The sequence below is a fragment of the Maribellus luteus genome (assembly GCF_003576475.1).
GTDB lineage: Bacteria > Bacteroidota > Bacteroidia > Bacteroidales > Prolixibacteraceae > Draconibacterium > Draconibacterium luteum.
The window spans coordinates 240490-259892 of the sequence record NZ_QWGR01000007.1 but is presented as its reverse complement, the minus strand read 5'-3'; the positions used below and the strand labels follow the sequence as shown (position 1 = coordinate 259892).

At 44.5% G+C, this 19403-nt stretch carries 16 protein-coding genes and 1 riboswitch; of the genes, 3 read left to right on the top strand and 13 right to left on the bottom strand.

Annotated elements, in window-relative coordinates:
- Positions 1–122: 122 nt before the first annotated feature.
- Positions 123–2279, bottom strand: coding sequence for a DUF349 domain-containing protein (locus tag D1614_RS14185; RefSeq protein WP_119438609.1), 2157 nt, complete (start codon positions 2277–2279; stop codon positions 123–125).
- A 473-nt stretch (positions 2280–2752) separates the two neighbouring features.
- Between D1614_RS14185 and D1614_RS14180 the strand changes: the two genes are divergently transcribed.
- On the top strand, positions 2753–3193 hold the full coding sequence (locus D1614_RS14180; protein ID WP_306439027.1) for an arsenate reductase/protein-tyrosine-phosphatase family protein: 441 nt from the start codon (positions 2753–2755) through the stop codon (positions 3191–3193).
- A gap of 125 nt (positions 3194–3318) precedes the next feature.
- Here the strand turns inward: D1614_RS14180 and D1614_RS14175 are convergent, their stop codons facing one another.
- Complete coding sequence (locus tag D1614_RS14175) at positions 3319–4710, bottom strand: aminopeptidase P family protein (RefSeq protein WP_119438607.1); 1392 nt, start codon at positions 4708–4710, stop codon at positions 3319–3321.
- A gap of 233 nt (positions 4711–4943) precedes the next feature.
- Here D1614_RS14175 and D1614_RS14170 point away from each other — a divergent pair, with 233 nt between their 5' ends.
- On the top strand, positions 4944–5666 hold the full coding sequence (locus tag D1614_RS14170; protein WP_119438606.1) for a cytidylate kinase-like family protein: 723 nt from the start codon (positions 4944–4946) through the stop codon (positions 5664–5666).
- Between the two features lie 32 nt (positions 5667–5698).
- On the opposite strand, the gene D1614_RS14165 is transcribed toward D1614_RS14170, so the two are convergent.
- The 10 genes from D1614_RS14165 to D1614_RS14115 all read right to left on the bottom strand — a co-directional run bounded on the left by D1614_RS14165 (position 5699) and on the right by D1614_RS14115 (position 17709).
- Positions 5699–7168: a DUF1080 domain-containing protein gene (locus D1614_RS14165; protein WP_119438605.1), complete on the bottom strand. Its 1470-nt coding sequence runs from the start codon at positions 7166–7168 to the stop codon at positions 5699–5701.
- A gap of 39 nt (positions 7169–7207) precedes the next feature.
- Complete coding sequence (locus D1614_RS14160) at positions 7208–8770, bottom strand: M81 family metallopeptidase (protein WP_119438604.1); 1563 nt, start codon at positions 8768–8770, stop codon at positions 7208–7210.
- 430 nt (positions 8771–9200) lie between these two features.
- The gene (gene ribB, locus D1614_RS14155; protein WP_119438603.1) at positions 9201–9872 is read right to left on the bottom strand and encodes a 3,4-dihydroxy-2-butanone-4-phosphate synthase; all 672 of its coding nucleotides are present in this window, start codon (positions 9870–9872) and stop codon (positions 9201–9203) included.
- A 101-nt stretch (positions 9873–9973) separates the two neighbouring features.
- A riboswitch (FMN riboswitch) is annotated at positions 9974–10095 on the bottom strand.
- A gap of 332 nt (positions 10096–10427) precedes the next feature.
- The gene (codB, locus tag D1614_RS14150; protein ID WP_119438602.1) at positions 10428–11669 is read right to left on the bottom strand and encodes a cytosine permease; all 1242 of its coding nucleotides are present in this window, start codon (positions 11667–11669) and stop codon (positions 10428–10430) included.
- A gap of 23 nt (positions 11670–11692) precedes the next feature.
- Complete coding sequence (locus tag D1614_RS14145; RefSeq protein ID WP_147384228.1) at positions 11693–12670, bottom strand: hypothetical protein; 978 nt, start codon at positions 12668–12670, stop codon at positions 11693–11695.
- 497 nt (positions 12671–13167) lie between these two features.
- Positions 13168–13707, bottom strand: coding sequence for a hypothetical protein (locus D1614_RS14140; protein WP_119438600.1), 540 nt, complete (start codon positions 13705–13707; stop codon positions 13168–13170).
- Between the two features lie 68 nt (positions 13708–13775).
- Complete coding sequence (locus D1614_RS14135) at positions 13776–14351, bottom strand: DJ-1/PfpI family protein (RefSeq protein WP_119438599.1); 576 nt, start codon at positions 14349–14351, stop codon at positions 13776–13778.
- A gap of 83 nt (positions 14352–14434) precedes the next feature.
- Positions 14435–14917: a hypothetical protein gene (locus D1614_RS14130; RefSeq protein WP_119438598.1), complete on the bottom strand. Its 483-nt coding sequence runs from the start codon at positions 14915–14917 to the stop codon at positions 14435–14437.
- A 161-nt stretch (positions 14918–15078) separates the two neighbouring features.
- The gene (locus D1614_RS14125) at positions 15079–15822 is read right to left on the bottom strand and encodes a DUF6261 family protein (RefSeq protein ID WP_119438597.1); all 744 of its coding nucleotides are present in this window, start codon (positions 15820–15822) and stop codon (positions 15079–15081) included.
- Between the two features lie 1257 nt (positions 15823–17079).
- Positions 17080–17709, bottom strand: coding sequence for an NUDIX hydrolase (locus D1614_RS14115; protein ID WP_119438595.1), 630 nt, complete (start codon positions 17707–17709; stop codon positions 17080–17082).
- Between the two features lie 727 nt (positions 17710–18436).
- On the opposite strand from D1614_RS14115, the gene D1614_RS14110 reads away from it, so the two are divergent.
- Complete coding sequence (locus tag D1614_RS14110; RefSeq protein ID WP_194086709.1) at positions 18437–18961, top strand: YkgJ family cysteine cluster protein; 525 nt, start codon at positions 18437–18439, stop codon at positions 18959–18961.
- Between the two features lie 52 nt (positions 18962–19013).
- Here D1614_RS14110 and D1614_RS14105 read toward each other — a convergent pair whose 3' ends face one another.
- Positions 19014–19397: a GNAT family N-acetyltransferase gene (locus D1614_RS14105; protein ID WP_119438593.1), complete on the bottom strand. Its 384-nt coding sequence runs from the start codon at positions 19395–19397 to the stop codon at positions 19014–19016.
- Positions 19398–19403: the final 6 nt, after the last annotated feature.

Genomic DNA, 19403 nt, shown 5'->3' with positions numbered 1-19403 from the left:
TCAACAAGGGAATATTTTTAAGCGATTCTCAGAGACTTTAATATGTAGGTCATTCATTCGTTAACTCAAAATACAGAACGCTCAGCGTTTAAAACAAAAAAGCCGGTTTAACCGGCTTCTTGCTATTCATCGTGATCTAACTCGTCAATAACTCTAATTTTATCTTTCAGAAATTCTATCTTCTGTTTGGTAACTTCAATTTTCTTCTTCACGTCTTTGATCAATGCTTCAGCATTCTTCGATTTGGCAAAGAAACCAATGTTGTTATCCAGCAAAACTAAATCGTTCTCAAGTTGTCGTAGTTTTGTCATATATTTCTCACGCTCCATACGCATTTTGTTTTGTCCTTTCATTGATTCTGAGTAATTACTCATTTTCGTTCGGAACTTCAACATATTTCGTTTTTCTTCATCGATATTCAGATCATCGTACAACTGGTTGATCAGCTCTCTGAAGGTGGATTGTAATTCGTCTTTCTTTTTAAACGGTACATGGCCAATCTCTGACCAACGACGCTGAAATTGTTTTAATTGTTTCAGATTTTGCTCTACATCCTCAGAAGACTTAAAAGCCTTTAATTCTTCTATTATCTGTTCCTTATCTTTTAGGTTGTCAATTTGTTCGCTGTCGACATCCGAGAAATGCTCCGATTTTTTGTCAAAGAAATAATCGCATGCAGTTCTGAAACGCTTCCAAATTGTGTCGGATTGTTTCCTTGGAACCGGGCCTATTTCTTTCCATTTCTTTTGAATATTGATAAAATCCTGGGTTGTTTTTTTCCAATCCATGCTGTCTTTCAGGGTTTCTGCCTGCACACACAGATCTATTTTCAACTGAAGATTATTCTGTTGTTCTTCCTTGTTTTTGGAATAGAAATCACGTTTGGCATCAAAAAACTTGTCACAAGCCGAGCGGAAACGTTCGTAAATACGGTTGTTGTCCTTTCTCGGGGCAAAACCAATTGTTCGCCAAACCTTCTGTAAATTAATGAGTTCTTTTGAGAGATCGTCCCATTCTTTGTGTGTAGCTATTTCTTTTTCAAGAATTTCTTCCACTTTTTCGCAAAGAGCGGTTTTGGCGTCCAGGTTATTTTTCTGCTCACTTTTGCGGTCTTCAAAAAACTCCTGGTGCTTTTTATTAATCTTCGCGGTAGCTGCTTTAAAACGCTCCCAAATATCGTCTTTTTGCTCTCTTGGAACCGGACCGATTTCACGCCATTGTTCGTGGTATTTTTGCAGCGTATTAAACGCTTTAATAATCGACGGATCGAGTAAAAGCTCTTCTGCCCTTTCGCATAAACGAATCTTGGCTTCCAGGTTTTTCTTTAAATCCAGGTCGCGTAATTCGCGGTTGATTTTTATGTAATCGTAAAAGTTTTCTACATGAAAATGATAAGTATCCCAAAGATTTTTCATTTCCGATTGAGGAACCAAACCTATTTCGCGCCATTCTTGCTGAAGATCCCGGAATTCGTTAAAGGTCTTGTTAATCGACTCTTCGTTATTAATCAATCCTTTAATCTTTTCGATTACTTCGTATTTCTTCTTGAGATTTTCTTCTTTCTCTTGCTCCAGCTGTTTGTTTTGCTCAATTCTGATCTGGCGATAATCTTTCAAAAGCTCCTTAATATCTTTTTCGTAAGGATCTTCTTCTGCCTGGAAATCTTCTTCGGCCCCACCCTCTTCAATAAACTTAGCGAGGGCAGCTTCTTCATTGTCTTTCAGAATTTTGTAAAAACTGGCTTTTATTACTTCCACATCCGATCTGATGTCGCGCGTCTCTTTCTCGTCCAATACATCGCGCAAAGCATTAACCAATTCTATTTGCGTATAAGTGGAATAATCTATTTTCTCCTTTTTTTGTTCCTGCTTTTCGGGCTTTTCTACAGAAGGAGCCTCTTCAGCTTTTTCTTCTGCAACAGGCAATTTTTCAACTGTCTCTTCTTTTGTAGCTTCTTCCAATTCTGCGGATAACTCTTTTGTTTCCTCCGGAGTTGGCTCAGAAGCTTCTTCCTTCGCTTCGTCTTTCCCAGAAACACTTTCTTCCTCTACAGCCGCCTCCGTGTTTACTTCTTCTGGTTGATCAGCTTTTTCTTCCACGCTCCCGGCTTCAGCATTTACAGCAGGTTCTTCAACTTCAGCAGATCCTTGTTCTGTTACAGTTTCTTCAGCATCCGCTTTTTCCACTTCGTCTGATACAACATCTGCCTGCACTTTCTTAAGGTCCTCATTTTCCGGACTTCTTAACTCTTCAGAGTTTTTTAGATCTTTAGGTTCCATTTAAACGATTTTTTTGCCATCCCAACGACAGCGTATTTACTACATTCCTCTACGAAAATAGATAAAAGCGAATTAATACTCAATTTTTGAATGGAAATAAAAATTCATCATTCTACTTGTTTTTGACTATCAGTAATTTAACTATTACCTTAATCATGGAAGCCCCCCGGTAAATCATTCATTTTTAGTGCTTTTTTACGATCAATGTATTTTATTAAGCTTGTATTACTGAGTTTAAGGCGATCCGGAATTCGACAAGTCGTTTTAAAAGAATCCGTTCTGATTTAAGCCCATATTAAAACAATAGCCCAAACTACAAGCCACACTGCAAACATCTGTGCACTTATTTCAATCCGATAAACAATTATGCTGAAAAACATCTATAACACATTCTATTTCAAGACATAATGCATTATTTGTTTTTGCATTTTTCTGTATATTGTTTGCTCACAAAAATCAAGTAACCTTAAAGTATTACGCATGGGATAAGTGTTTTCTTCTTAAGCAACCGAAATTCCTGTCGCAGCCAAATGGCTGAAGCCATTCTGAAAAGTCTGGATAAAAACCTGGAAATATATTCAGCCGGTCTGGATCCTGTCGATCATGTAAGTCCTATTGCCATTGAAGTGATGAAAGATATTGGGATTGATCTGCAGCCCAGTGTTCCAAAATGTGCTGATGAATTCATCAATCGGGAATTTGACTACCTGATCACCGTTGGCGAAGGAACATTGGAAGAATTGAAGATTCCTCCAATCAGGTACAAGCGAAAAATGCACCTGGGGTTTCGCAGTCCGTACAAAAATTCCAAATCGCACGAAGAGATCAGGGACAAATGCATGAAGGTGCGCGACGAAATAATGCTCGAAATGCGTTATTTCTACGATCATATCCTTAATCCTCAGCAAGGATAATACGAAGTAAAAACGCAGCCGGGACTAGCTAACTTTTCCCGGCTGCGTTTCAATATGTTTAAAGTGTTATAGCAGAAAAATACTAAGGCTTGCTCATTTTTACTGACCATAACACATTTACAGCATTAGCCCTTTGCTACAACTGCCTCTATTTCTTCAGGCGTAATCGGCACCCGTTCTCCGATGATTTCGGCACCGGTTTCGGTAATCAAAATGTCGTCTTCCAGACGAATGCCACCAAAATCGCGGTATTCATTTACTTTATCGAAGTTGATGAAATCTTTGTTGATGCCTTCTGCCTGCCACTTGTCAATAAGCGCGGGTATGAAATAACATCCAGGTTCGTTGGTGATCACGTATCCCGGTTTCAGGCGTTTACCCATGCGTAAATAGGCTGTTCCAAACTGATCTACCGGACGAACTTCGTCGTCATATCCAACATAAATTTGTCCCAGGTCCTCCATATCGTGAACATCCAGTCCCATCATATGACCCAGACCATGAGGCAGGAACATAGCATGTGCACCATTTTTAACCGCCTCTTTTACATCACCTTTCATCAGTCCCAAGTCTTTCAACCCCGCAGCAAGCACTTCGCAGGCCGCCAGATGAACTGACAAATAAGTGACTCCCGGCTTTGAAAGTGCGGTGGCAGTGTTGTTGGCCGCCAATACAATTTCGTAGATTTCGCGTTGTTTTTGTGTGAACTTACCTCCCACCGGCGTAGTACGGGTAAAATCAGAAGCATAGTGCAACAACGATTCGGCGCCGGCATCGCAAAGCATTAAACGACCTTCCTGCAAAATTTGTGAGTGGTCGTGATTGTGCAGTGTTTCGCCGTTCATCGAAAGAATAATGGGGAACGAAGTCATTCCACCTCCGGCCAGGGCAATTCCTTCGATTGTTCCTGCAATTTTTTGTTCCCAGTTTCCGGGGAGCGCCATCTTCATCGCCGCAACATGCATTTGATAACCCGTGGCACAAGCTTTCTTTATTTCTTCAACTTCCTGTGCTTCTTTTACTTCACGAAGCGAAATAACCGCTTTGATCAAATCGAGCGAAGCATGGGTATTGATCGACTGTGCCGAAGTTCCCAGCAGATTTTCGAGTAACAATTTGTTCTCGGCCCGGTAAGGAGGAAGAAAATGTACTTTTCGTCCGGCATCTTTTGCTGCTTTTACCAGGTCAAAAACTTTGGCAAAAGGTGCAGTATTGGTAATTCCCGCTTTTGCGGCGTTTTCCTGCAATGTAACCTGTGGCCCCATCCAAATAATGTCTTCAATGTCCACATCGTTTCCAAAAATAAAATCTTCGCCACTGTCGAAATCCACAATGCCTGCCAGCCCGGGAAAGTCAAGGCCAAAGAAATATAAAAAATTGCTGTCTTGTCTGAAATGATAGGTATTATCCCTGTAATTCATCGGAGCTTCCATATTGCCCAAAATCAGCGCAATGCCAGTTAATCCTTTTGTTTTCAGAGCCTTCCTTCTGTTACTGTATGTACTTTTGTCAAACATAGTATTTGAATATTGTTATGAGTTTTCGAAAATACAATTAATCTCACCAAATGCGTAAATGCAAAATTTAATAAGTCTTAAAAATAGACTAAATCATCTGAAATTTGGCTGACGCCTGTCAGGTTAACTTCACGTCTTAATCGATCATTTTTTGTTAAATGCATGCTTTAAAAACATAACATATTTAAATGAATCGTCGTAAATTAAATTGATCAACTAAAAATCTAAACGTCATGGGCAACTCGTTAATGAGCTATTTAAACAGCCGCTTACAGGAGGAGAAATCCTTTCAGAAAGGGCATGTCGGAGCTGCCGGGCCTGTTATAACCATTTCGCGGGAAGTGGGTTGTAACGGACTAAAAGTGGCCAATCTGCTGGCAACAGAATTAAACAAACAGCGGATGCTTGCCGACTGGAAAGTACTTAGCAAAGAGATCTTTTATGAAAGTGCCCGCGAACTGAATCTGGCACCTGAAAAGGTATTAAAAGCACTCAATAAAGAAGACAGTTACACTTTTGAGCAAATTCTGACAGCATTTGGAGAAAAGCGTTACAAAAGCGAAGCGAAGATCGCGAATACCGTAAAAGAAGTAGTCCGATCGCTGGCAATAAACGGGTTCAATATCATTGTTGGAAGAGCGGGGCACATTATTGCCGCCGATATCAAAAATGCGCTTCATATCCGCTTGGAAGCACCGCTTGAATACCGGCTCAAAAACATTATGTGCAACAACAATTTATCGCGCGCCGAAGCAATCGCTTTTATTGAGCGGGTTGAAAAAGAACGGGTAACTTTCCGAAAAGCAATCAGGGCCGAACAATCGCACGAAGTGCATTTCGACCTGATGATTAACCGGGCCTCTTTCTCCGACCGGCAGGTAGTGGAACTAATTCTGTTTGCCATCGACAAAAAACAAATACTGGCCGATTACAAGCAGAAAATTGACTTCTTTTAATCGACCAGCACACTATATAATTATAGATCTATTTAGCCCGTAATATGGGCAGGCAGACCTTTTACATTGATCGGTTTCTCAGCATCCGGTTTCACCTCAAACATATCGCCGGGTGTAAGTCCGCATTCCTGAATCATTTCAAGGCAATACTGCAAATGTCCCAGATCGTTGGTTACATTATTGGTTCCGAACGAGAATTTCACACCGGCCTCTTTTGCCATTTTAATCATCTCTGCATGCGGAGTTTTGTACCGTGCGTTGATCTCCAGCGCAATTCCGTTATCCGCCAGAACTTTTATCACTTTCGCCATGCGTTCTTTTGTCCACAACTGGTCGTATTCGGGCATTAACTGTGCCGGCAAAACCGTTGGGTTCACATAAATATCGACCGGTTCCTGCGAAAAAATCGCTTCAATTTTAGCCACCAAATCATCCATAAACTGTTGCTTGTCATCCACCCAAACTTCTTCCGGAATCCAGATCCGGTTCCGGCGTCCTTTGCGGTCGGTAAATGTCATGGCATCCGTAAATACATAATCAAATTTTGAAATGGCTTCGGGCGAAAACAAGGTCACCCATTCCCTGCCCTCGGCCTGCATTCCTTTAAAAGTAGGGCTGCCTTTAACTTCTTCAATGTACTGATACAACGAAGCATCGTCGGTAACCGGGAAATGCAAACCGCAATTGGGCGCTACTCCGTAGTTAATTCCCAAACGTTGTGAGTTCGCCACCACTTCTTCAATGGTTAAACCGCCTTTCAGATGCACATGGTAATCAACCAGTGGAAATCCGGCCCGCATTAGTTTGGTAACAATGGCATCCCACTGCACATCTTCCACTTGCTTTTGCTCTCCTTTGGGCAAAGCACGAATCCGGAGGTTCCGGTAATAAGTGGTACTTTCCGGGTCGTGCGACTGCAAAGCAATGGTTCCTTCGCCAAGCAGGTAATTTTCTGCACCTTCCCAACGCCAGGGATTTTCGGGTTGTGTATATTCATTCACTTTTACATCGTTCAGAAAAACCTCCACCACGTTCTCCACCACTTTTATTCTTATTCTGAACCACTCGTTGTCTTTTACAAAGGGATAGTAAACATTCCGGATACCGTTTATACTGCCTGTTTTTCTGCGTTCCGGATGTGCTTTCGACGGCCCCCGGTGCGAATTGTTAATCTGAATTTCATAACCACTCTCGGGATAACCTTCCGCCTGGTATTTTGTGGAAATATAAACGCCGGAATTGGCTTTTTCAAGTGTTTTCACTTCGGCTTCCCATTCAAAGTTGGTGAAGTTCCCTTTGTAAAAAAGATGACTCCGTTCTCCCGAACATTTAATGGCATTGTCTTCAACGGTAAAACTTTCGGGATGCTCGGCAGCTTTTTTCCAGCCATCAAGCGTTTTTCCGTCAAACATAGGCTGCCATTCTCCCACGGGTACAGATGGCCGGCAGGCTGCTAAAAACAGCACAAGCAGCATCAAAACACAGTTACTAACTGATCTCATTGTTGTTGGTTTAGATTATACTTTTATGAAATTACACTGTTAATTCGAACTACCCGATTGCGGAATGAAACGTGCACTCAGATCGGGTGTATCCATGTCTTTGTCCAATGGAAACATCGGACGAATAATACGCTTGTAGCCGAGCCGCTCCAGATCCTGATCCACACCACCAGGAGTCAGTGCCATCAGCCAGTCTGCCCGCATGTTGTACAATTCGGGAACCAGGTAGCCAATTTTAACCACTACGATATCGGTTTCTCGCGGGTTGAGATCCAAGTCGGTAAAATCCTTTTCATAGTGATACGGCTTACGTTTCTGTGTAACTATCACTTTCACACTGCCCGTTTGAACCACCACTTCTGTTTTTGCGTTCTGATCGCCTTGTTTGATGGCAGTTACGGTACCGGTAAGTTTCACTGGCGGCGCATAGCGATTGTCGACCTGCGCACCAACCAATTCGCTAACCTGTCCTCCCACTCCTACTTCCAGTGCTTTTTCTACCAAAGCAGGACCTGGAATGGATGCATAGATCAGTGAAGGACCGTCTTCTTTTTGAAATTCTTTTCGTTTTAATATTTCGGTTAGCGTCCAGGTTACATCACCAGCGCCTCCTGCAGTAGGGTTATCACCCATATCGCTGATGATAAAAGGCTGCCCTTCAAATGCAATAGCGGTATTCAAACACTCATCCAAATCGGCTACAGGCGCCACGAACTCGAACTGTTCGCGCACATCCCAAAAGCTTTTTGCCAGTTCTTCGGCTGCTTTACCCACTGCCTCTTTATCGTCGCCATAAGCCATTACCACGCCACGGTTGCGGGGCTCGTCGGCCCAGGCATAGCCAATCCAAATGGCAGCATCAGTCACTCCCTCTTGTTCGGTGAGCGGCTCAACTTTGGCATACAAACTTTTCCCGGGCTCAATGCGGGTGCTGGTTTTTTCTCCGGGAAGTAAAATCGGAACCGGAATCCAGGCTTTGTATTTGGGTTTTCCTTTGCCGCTCTCCAAACGGTCGAGCAGGTTTTCCAGGGCACGTTGTTTCGATTCCAGCGCATCTTCGTGAGGTGCCATCCGGTAACAGGTAATCAGGTCGCTTTCGCGTGCCAGTCGTTCGGTCACGTTTCCGTGTAAATCCATCGAGGTGGAAATAATGGTTTTGGGGCCCACCACTTCGCGGATGCGTTCAATCATATCGCCTTCCGGATCGTCGAGACCTACCACACTCATGGCTCCATGAATATCAAAGAAAAGACCGTCGTACGGAAGGTTCTCACGCAGGCGATCGAGCATTTCGCCCAGCAATGTTTCGTAGGCTTCGCGCGTAACTATACCGCCAGGCAGCGCATGGCCGCGTAAAGTCGGGAACCACTGTGCCCGCTGACGATCGGGGGCACTGTCGGCCATAAACGGGTAGTACGAGAAGATCTCTTCTCCCCTTCTTGCCTTAAAAGCATCGATCCCCGATTGTGCAGGGGAAAAGGTACTGGATTCGATCGCCAGGCCTGCAATGGCTACGCGTGGCAATTCTTTTGCTTTCTTGCTGTTGCACCCCAGTGAAAGAACCAGGCCTGCCAGCATTAGTAAGTGAAGCATTCTTCTCATATTGCTGTAAATTTTATTCCGTTAAGCATTTTTACAAGCAAATTTAATGAAAAGTGTCAAGCATCGCGGATAAAACCGGAATGAATATAGGAATCACCAGCGGGACAAAGCTGTGTACGGAATAATGAAACAGTATCGGGTTCGCCTTGATAGAATCATTCCCTGTTTCAATCTAACCTTTATACACACCTTCTTTTTATTGAAATTTGAAGAAAATATGAACGACTTTAATAAGAAACATGGAATAAGGAATAAGAAATCAGCAAGGGTTAGCTCAGTTTATTCTGTTTCCGACACTTTCTTATTCGTTATTCCTTATTATCTGTTTTTTATTCTCCCGTTTTTTGAAAGTCATATTTGTGAATAAAGAGTAGCTATTTCAATGGAACAATGGAGTAATTATACCATCAGATTCTTTTCCTGCCGAAAATTAAGAGAAAGCAGGTTCTTCCTTCAGACTGGCATTGATAAGCTGCTTCCGATACTGGTAAATGTCCTCAATTGTGGCAACGGTTGTATCATGCTTTAGTGCGAAGTCCATTACTTCGGGCAAACGTGCCATGGTACCGTCTACATTGGTTAGTTCGCACAAGATGGCAGCCTCTCCCAAGCCAGCCAGGCGCACCAAATCCACACTGCCTTCGGTATGTCCGCGACGATCAAAAACGCCGTTGTTTTGGGCTCTCAACGGAAATACATGCCCCGGATGCGACAAATCCTCCGCCCTCGCATCATCCGCAATAGCTGTTTGAATGGTAGTTACCCGGTCTTGCGCCGAAACGCCCGTGGAAACGCCTCTTTTAGCCTCGATGGAAATCGTAAAAGCCGTTTGATTTTTGCTTGTATTCGATTCAACCATTGGCCGCAAGCCCAGCGCCTGGCATTTCTCATCGGTCAAACACAAGCAAACAATTCCGCTGCATTCGCGAATCATCAGAGCCATATCTTTTGCTGTCATTGTTTTGGCCGGAAAGATCAGATCGCCCTCATTTTCACGATTCTCATCATCCACCAATAAAATACCTTTTCCTTCCTGCAGTTTTTGAATGGCCCGTTCTACCCGCTCCCGGCTGCTTGCTCCAAATGTTTCCAGTGTAATCATCTCTACTCCTCTTTAATATTGTAACCATTAAAATCCCCGGAGCAAAGTCAATGCTACAGCCCAACTGTACAATGCGAATTGCACAGGCTGCCGATTGCTTATGGATTCTTCTCTCATCCAGACTGTAACTGTCGGTTTTGGAATTTCACCAAATCAATCCTCTTGCAAGGAGTCGCGGACTATCACCGCCGGTAGGGACTTGCACCCTGCCCCGAAGAATATCGCGCCAAAATTAGCTGTTTCGTACTTCTCAATCAAGCTAAAAGCAAATTGTTTTTTGATCGCCCAACCTTTTGCTTGGCATTATTGATGACAACAAACAAAAAGGCCGTCCCAATTTTGAAGTTGAGACGGCCTTTTGTTTGAATCCCGATACTGAATTCCGGATGCTTGATACTGGATAGTAGATAAATAACCAAGCCTAAACGGACAAGCCATAAAAGATTGATATTAGATTGAAAATCAGATTGAGGTAAACCCGTTCAATCTTATCAATCCATTCAATCTAAAACCAGTTGAAATATTTCGCTCCCGAAAACGAATACTGCGCTCAGCCTAAAGCGTTTCGGTTTTTAAAATGGCTTTTTCGATGATCACATAAACTACGATGGAAGTAGCCACACTGTTGACCGGTGCAACGCCCGGCAGATAAGTGGCCGCTATAACACCGGCGCCCCAGGCAGCCACAGCCGACCAACGGAATTTACTGATCTTCTTTTGGGCAAAGTCAATGTATTTGGCTTTATGAACCAGGAAGTAATCCGCGATCAGTACACCGCCAATCGAAGGCAACATCGAGTTTAATACATTCAGGAAGCCCACAAAATTGTTGTACAGGTAAAGCGCCAGCAGCGTTCCGATGATCCCGTTCACAATTACCATGATCTTTTTCGGCAAACGGGTAATGTTCGAGAAACCCAGTCCCGATGCATACAGTGCATTGTCATTCGTGGTCCAGATATTTAAACCCAGAATAATCATCGCCCACACAATCATCCCCTGGTTCATCAGAACGTCACTGATATCCGACTGCTGGTAAAAAGCCGATCCCACTGCGCCAAAGAAGAACATCAGCGAGTTACCCAGGAAAAAGGCAATAAGCGTGGTGGATACAGCGATCTTGCTGTTTTTTGAGAAACGGGTAAAGTCGGGAGTTAAGGTTCCGCCGCTGATAAACGAAGCCACACAAATGCCAATGGCGGCATAAAGTGTCATCGGGTTTTCAGGAACGATATCGAACCAAACGGCTGTTCCTCCGAAATCGTTGAAAGCTTTTCCTACCGACATTAAACCCAAAACGGTAATCGACGGAACGGCAATAAAGCTGAGTACGGTAAGCGCCTTGATTCCAAACCAGGCCGTAGCTGTCATAATCAGGCCGGATGCAATAACCAGCAGGTAGATATTTAAGCCCGTAACTTTTTGCACCGGAATGGCAAACATGGCCACTCCCACGCCAAACCAGCCTACCTGGGTTATTCCGAGTAAAAACGAAGGAAGCACTGAGCCTCTTTCGCCAAAGGAATAGCGCGCCAGTAAGTGGGTTGATAAACCTGTGCGTGAGGCAATCAGGGCCAGTAATCCGGTGTAGACACCCAGGATCAGGTTACCGGCAAGTACCGCGGTTAAAAACTTCGATGCGGTTAAGCCGGCTCCCAGTTTTCCGCCGGCCCACATACTGGCCGAGAAAAAAGTAAAGCCCAGCATCACCAAAAGCATGGCCCAAAATCCTTTTTTACTTTTCGGGTCAACTGCCGATAACGAAAAATCGTGATCGTAGTGCGATGGTTTTTCCATAGTTAGTTTTTTATAGTTGATTTTTAAGAATTTGCAATGCTTCGAAGTTTTGCCAGCTGGGCAGCAGCCAGTTCCTCCAGATCAATGGTACCAAAGCGGCTGCGGTCGAGTAGCGGAACGCGCTCCCCTACCTGCTGGTCGAAGGTTCTGCCGCGACGGGCCATGGTATGCACCTGTTCCCAGTATTCGATCGCATCTTCGAGGTAATCGGGCAACCAAAATGCCCGCGAACCGGCATCGTAAATCACACAACGCTCCATCGGGAACGCCGGATTTTCGTACTGGCTTTCAATAAACTCGGGTGCCATCAGCGCGTCGCGCTTTACCAGGTCGGTTCCGGTAAGCTTTATGGTTAAAGGCGTTGAAACAGTGGGTACCGTAAAACGTCCTTCGATGTAACACAATGTGGTAGACTGGTAGCCTTCAAACTTCGAGCGGCAAAGCGCATCCACATTTTCCAGGATCTCTTCGGTGCGTTTTCCGCCAAAGGTAAAGAACAGGATCGATTCGATGTTGGTGTTGTTCATTTCGGCTTGTTTTACCAGGGCTTCGAGGCCAAACTCGAGGCTGGTGCCGGTGGCCACCACGTCGCCAATCACAATTTGCGCCGAATGAGGCATGTACACTTTCTGGTAGTCGCTTTCAATAATGTGCCACTCTTCCGAATCGGGGTTGATGCGGGCGCGCTGTGCACTGATAAACGACGACCCGTGTAAATTCCAGCCGAAAGCATCGGCAATGGCCTCGCGCAAACCAAAATTAAGACCGCCCCGCAAAATATTAAACACAATGGTTTTTCTTTCTTCCAGGCGAATCACCTGTTCTTCCTGCAAACTCTTCATCACCGCCGAACACGCCGTGCGCAGCTTCCGGGTATAATTCACCCCCATTACCGTGGTATCGTTGCAAATGGCGCGTGTTTCTGCGCTGGAAATCACCAGGCGGTTGACACTCGTTTTCCCCTCCTCTTCAATTTTGTAAATTGAACAGTCGTTTCTCATTGAAATTCTATTCAGCATTTCTCTCGTACGTTTTTAAAAAATAATTGGGAAAACAAGAGACCGGGATGGTCTCCGGGCGTGTCCCAGAAATTCAGAAATTCCCCAAATTCCGGGCGACAAAAATGCCTTTTTTAATCCGAATGTCAAAAATAAATCTTCAAAAATCGTTCAGGGAATGGCAGTTTTATGAGATGGCCCCTCGCTGGCACAAATTTGTATTCCGTGCTTTAATAGCTTGGGCAAGCTTGCAAACCTGCCCGGAAACAACTTTCACGCAAAGTGCGCCAAGGCTTAGGCAAAAGAACGCAAAAACGGATAGTGTGACGCAAATGCGCTTAGCGGTTTCGAACCGCTTAGCGCTTATAAAGTTGCAAGATCATAATGCGTACATTTCGAGTCGGCAGCAAAAATCTGTCATTGCCGGGAACTTGTTTTACCAACATTTTGAACCGCCTCACAATCCCTCTTACTTGTGCGGATTTGTAATCGTACTTCAGTTATGGTATCTGCCCAACGTTTTTTTTAGAAGCCCCCTTAATCTTTCTTTCATACTGGTTAAACTCAATGCTATTATTCCGGCACCAATCCATTAAGTCAACCTGTAGCTGCTTGTCATACAGATTATCAAATCTAATTTCGCTCTTATCTTTTAAGTGAAAAAGATAATAATTCGAATAGATTTTCACTTCACCACCGGAGAACTTTGCTGCAGACCTGAATTCTATTTTTGTCTCGTCAACTAAATCGATACGGTTTATGGATTTAGAATCGATAGTGGTCTTAGCATATCCATTTACCATTTTTCCTAAACTGATTGAGTTTTTTGTGATACTAACCGGTTTGGTTGTTTTAAGGTTTTTATGAGCTATGAACGCAAGGCAAAAGAATAGAAGCGATAAAATCAAATTCTTTGGAAAGACCGGAATACCAATGAGCATTAAAAATCCGAATACAACCAAAACTCCCGTAACAGTGATATGATTGTAATTGTTATACAGTTTGAGTTGATGATGTATTCTTCTGTCTTTAGTATTCATTGTTCTTATGCGAATATATGTTTAGCTAAAAGTAACAGCGTCTCTGGTATCGGCAAAGCTTGCAAACCCTAAAAGCCCATCAAGCCGCGGACTTTGCCGGCATTTTCGCTGCTTGTGAGTAGCTCCAGCAACAGCAAGGCCACATCGATCGCGGTCGACGGGTTCCACGAAGTGATCATATTATCGTCGAGTACGATGGGCTGATCCAACACCTGCACCCCAAAGCTGCGCAACGCTTCGCGCCGGACGGCACTGTTGTAAACCGTAGCTGTTTTCCCCTGAAGGACGCCGCTTTTCCCCAATGGTAAAGCCCCCACGCAAATGGTGGCAATGATTTTATTATGCGCCCTGAAACTCCGGATCAGCTCCAGAAATTTTTCGTGGTAGGCATCCTTGTAAAAGCCGTATACCTCGAACCCGCCGGGTATGGTCAGGGCATCGAAATCGCGCACATCGATCTCACCAACCTCATAATCGACAATAAACCGTTGGTTAAACGAGCTTTTGATTTCTTTTTGCAGCGCACAGGTAAACAGTTGGGTGCTTTGGTCTCCTTCTTCGAGGTTCCACCCCATTACATCGATAAAAACGCTTGCTTCAAAAACCTCAAATCCATCGGCCAGTAACAACAGTACTTTTTTCATATCGTGCTTCTATTGTAGTTTATTGTTTGTAATTCGTGCTTTGTGTGTACCGCCACAGGTTGCAAACCTGCGCCAGCAGGGTTTCAATCCGATTGGTGTATCCAAATATAAATTCCATTTTTTAAAGTAATTACTCCACCTCCTGCTTCTTCCTTTCTAACAACGATTGATGGATTTTTAAGGCTAATAATTGTGTCTCCCAGAATATCAGTTTCATTAAAAACCATTTCATAGGTTGTCGAGTCTTTAACAAGTCCCCAAAAGTCGACCCAGTTAAAATCGGTTAAATGTGCAAAGTCTTTTCCAAATCCCAAACTGACAGTTTCTTCCGTTTGTCCATGTTTTATGATTATTCCTGAGGTTTTATTTTCTTTTCTAAAAACTGCTGTATCATTTATTCCGTCACCGTTGAAGTCGGCAATTATTGACTCATCAATGGAGAAATGAATAACATTCTCAAAGTCACATTCCAAAGACTTTTTTTGAAATTCAATATCTTGAGCAAACAACTTTTGCTTTAAGCTTAATGTAAAAACGAATATTGAAAAGTATAAAATGTACTTCATCTCTTATTTCAAACATCTTATTAACCAGCCCACGCACCTCTCGGTTATTTACAGTACGGCCACAGCTCACAAACCTACACCAGCCCGCCCCTTCTCATCGCCCACTAATTTAACAAAAAAATGGCACCCCGTCGGATGCCATTTTGTTCGATAACAATGGGTCACTCTTCCGGAGTGTCACTGTCATCGCCTCCCGTGTTTTTCCCCTGGCGGATGGCCAAGCTATCGTTGTATCGTTTTATTCTCTGGTTCATTACCACCACAAAATTTTCCATTTCGGGGGTGGCCAGCCCAATGCTGATGTACGAATTCACCAGGTTGACCACCTCGCGGTAAAGCGGGTCCATTTTCAGGCGCACGGCCCTTACGTCGCCGCTGGCTTTATAACTGGCTTCGGTGTCGCGCTCGTTTTGCAGGGCTTTAAATTCGTCTTGCTGGGTTTTGTACAGCGGCAGCCAGGCATCGAGCCTGATGCGGGTAACATGTTCGCTGTTTTTGTTTTTCTCGAGGTCCTGGATCAGGTTGCGCGCCTCGCTCGATTCGCTGTCGTACGAGCGTTTTCTGAAATCGCCGTACACATCAAAAACGCGGCGGATGATTTTGGCGCTTTCCACTTCTTCGGGCACGGGGCTGTTCAGGTGGGCTTCCACCATCAGGTCCATGGCTTTCCAGGTGGTTCCGCGGCTTTCGTCGGCCGCCTGTACTTTTTCGGTTAACACAGTCCCGCGGTCGATGCGGGTAGCCGTATCCAGTTCGTCGTAAACGGCATTAAAGCGCGTAATCAGGTCGTCGCTTACCGGCGTGGAAGGAAGTATGCCCGCCATTCCGGTTTTCAGATCGGTGATCAGTTCAAAATATTCGCTGTTGCGCAAATAAACTAATGTAATCGGATTAACAAGGTTCATAAGACAAGTTTTAAGGATTAATATTGGAAAATATTGGGGTATCTTCTTGAAAATTTCGATGATGAATGTGTGTTCATTGACGGTCTATTTTTGTTTTGCTTATTAAAATTAAACCATTCCGGGAAGAATGTCAATTTTGATTTTTATGTTATACAACAATTATTTTTGTTTGTTCGGTGCTGACAACCAGCTGTATAATAGCCGGATGTAAGGACTCGCGGCTGCGGAAAGTTTGCAAAAGCTCAGGATGATGCTACTCTCGCAAGAAATGCATTTGCATAAGGTCAGGAGGATGCAACTCTTGTCAGAAATGCTTCTGCAAAGGGTCAGGAGGATGCAACTCTCGTAAGAAATGCTTCTGCAAAAGCTCAGGATGATGCTACTCTCGCAAGAAATGCATTTGCAAAAGGTCAGGATGATGCTACTCTCGCAAGAAATGCATTTGCAAAAGGTCAGGAGGATACAACTCTTGTAAGAAATGCATTTGCAAAAGGTCAGGAGGATGCTACTCTCGCCAGAAATGCTTCTGCAAAAGGTCAGGATGATGCTACTCTCGCAAGAAATGCATTTGCAAAAGGTCAGGAGGATGCAACTCTTGTAAGAAATGCTTCTGCAAAGGGTCAGGAGGATGCAACTCTCGTCAGAAATGCTTCTGCAAAGGGTCAGGAGGATGCAACTCTCGTCAGAAATGCTTCTGCAAAAGCTCAGGATGATGCTACTCTCGCAAGAAATGCATCTGCAAAGGGTCAGGATGATGCTACTCTCGCAAGAAATGCATCTGCATAAGGTCAGGATGATGCTACTCTTGCCAGAAATGCTTCTGCAAAGGGTCAGGAGGATGCTACTCTTGCAAGAAATATATTTGCAAAAGGTCAGGAGGATGCTACTCTCGCAAGAAATGCATTTGCAAAAGGTCAGGAGGATGCTACTCTCAGCAGAGAAATGTTTGCAAAGGGTCAGGATTTCATTACTCTCAACTGCGGCGGCTTCTTATAATCAGTTAGTTAGGTATTTTTATCGATTTTCGGAAGAATGTGCATCCAAGGCGCAGCGCCGAACGGAGGCGTTTTTCAAAAGTCCTGAAAAGGGCTTAATGTGAATAACCCCCGTTTCTCCGTCAGCTGTCAGAACGAATGCTGTTCAAAAAGAAGATTTCACGCAAAGTACGCCAAGGTTTATGCAAAGAACGCAAAAACAGATAGCGAACATTCTGCGGCCTTTGCGCTTCTTTTAAATCTTTGCGTGAACCTGCGCATCTTAATCAAAAATAGGCGCCAGGTGCTTGTTTTGATACAATTCGTGCATTTTCAGGATCTGTTGTCTGGTAACGCGGCGCTCCGACAGCTCGGGCAAATCGGTGATATCGAAAAAGCCCACATCGCTGGTTTCGATGCCGCTTTGCGGCTGGCCCCCAATTATCTCGCATTCCATAAACAACTGGTACACATCAAACGGAAACGGCCTTTCCTGGTGTTTGTTGTAATCGATCAGGCCCAGTATCCGAAGCGGTTTTACATCGTAGCCCGATTCTTCCTTTACTTCGTTTACGGCAATTTCGCTGGGCAGCATTCCGGTGTCGGCATAACCGCCGGGCAGGCTCCATTTGCCGTCCATCTTTTCTTTTACCAGCAGTATCTTTTCGTTTTCGAACACCACCGCGCGTATGCCCACTTTGGGGGTTTGGTACCCGATGTCGCGGTTAAACACAAAGTTGAGCTTCCCGGTATCGATATCCGTGATGTTGTTCAAAATCTCGATGCTTAAATCCAGCAGCTCGGTGTAGCGTTCGCGGTCGAACTTATCTTTGGTAAAAGCCAGGCCCGTTTGGGCGATCGAATTTATCTTCTTGGCAATGGTCAGCCAATGCTGCGGTGCTTGTTTTTCCATCTTTCAAAATAAAAATCTAATTTATTGAATGAAATGATACAAGCGGCTGTATCGGGATGTTTTTTTGGCAGCGATTGGCTGAAATACCCCTAAACTCCTATAGAGGACTTTAAGCCTTCCGTCAGCTGACAGAACGAATGCTGTTCAAAAAGAGGATTTCACGCAAAGTACGCCAAGGTTTATGCAAAGAACGCAAAAGCAGATAGCGAGCACTCTGCGGCCTTTGCACTTCTTTTAATCAGCTAATTAGATGTTTTGTCGATTTTCGGAAGAATGTGTATCCAAGGCGCAGCGCTGAACGGAGGCGTTTTTGCAAAGTCCTGAAAGGACTTAATGTGAATAAGCTCCGGTATCACCGGGGGTACTTCGACAGCTCTGCTCCCAGCCCCGAAGGGGTTGAACGAAGTGCTTACTTATTCACCCCTTTCAGGGCTGAAGTACGGACTCTGCTTTTACCGTGCGGTTCTCCGTCAGCTGACAGATACTCACGTTACGTCCCTTCGGGACATTCGGTAACTTGCTTCGGGATCGCTACTTTACTGAAGATGAAAATAATTTGGTGGGCAGCAGAATCGCGAATGCGGGATTTTTTTAGATTTGCGAACCTTCCGGATGAATCGCATCCGGAGGCCATTCCAATTACCTAGTTCGAACCAACTTATTTTGTGCATTGAATACGATGTACCATAAAATTCAACGTGTGCAGAAAGTCTTGAACCGTGCTGCAATGCATGCGGATAGATTTGGCAAAACAAGCGGCCTTACGTGCGCCGCGGGGTGTAACCGGTGTTGTGTAAAAAAAGACATACACGCCAGTCCGCTCGAGTTTTTTCCGCTGGCTTACCACCTGGTCAAAACCGGCCTGGCCGAAAGTTTTTACGAGCGGCTGGAGCAAATTCCCGACAACGATATGTGCGTTTTGTTTTCGGCACTGGGCGAAACTCCCGGTTCGTGCAGCAACTACGCTTACCGCGGCCTCATTTGCCGTTTGTTTGGCTTTTCGTCGGTCCCCGACAAGCAGGGCCACTACCGCATGGTAACCTGTAAAACGCTGAAAGAAACACCTGCTTTTGGCCGGCTAACACCCAAAATACTTGAAAAGGCCCCGGTGTTTTCGGCGTATTACATGCAACTGGCCGCCATCGATTTTGTGCTGGCCAACGAACAACTGCACATTAACAAAGCCATCAAACGGGCGCTGGAACTGGTTTCCTCCTACTACCTCTACCGCCGGCCGGGCAAGCGGGCCTAACCCAGCTTGTTGGTGTTTGATTTGTGTATAAATACCGGGGATGTACCTTACTTCATGCGGGAACTTCGAAAATGGACCCGATGCGTGGATACTCCACCTTTTGATAGTAAGCATCCACATCCGACATTACATAAACCGTTTGGCCGGGGTAATCAGCCTGCAAGCATTCCACCAGCTTCTTTCCGATCTCTTTTCCTCTGAAGGCCGGCTTTACCAGCAAATCGCAGACATATATGTAAAATCCGCAATCGTTTAAAGAGCGTGAATATCCGCATAAAGTACCGCCCTCGCAGGCCACATAGGTAACGGAAGACTCCAGGGCTGCCTTGTATTTTTCGGCCATGCTTTTATCGGCATAATCCCAGCCTTCTTCGTCGCAGATCATTTGCATCAGCTTCGCTTCGTCGGTAATCTTGTTGTATTTTCTTATTTGCATTTTGAG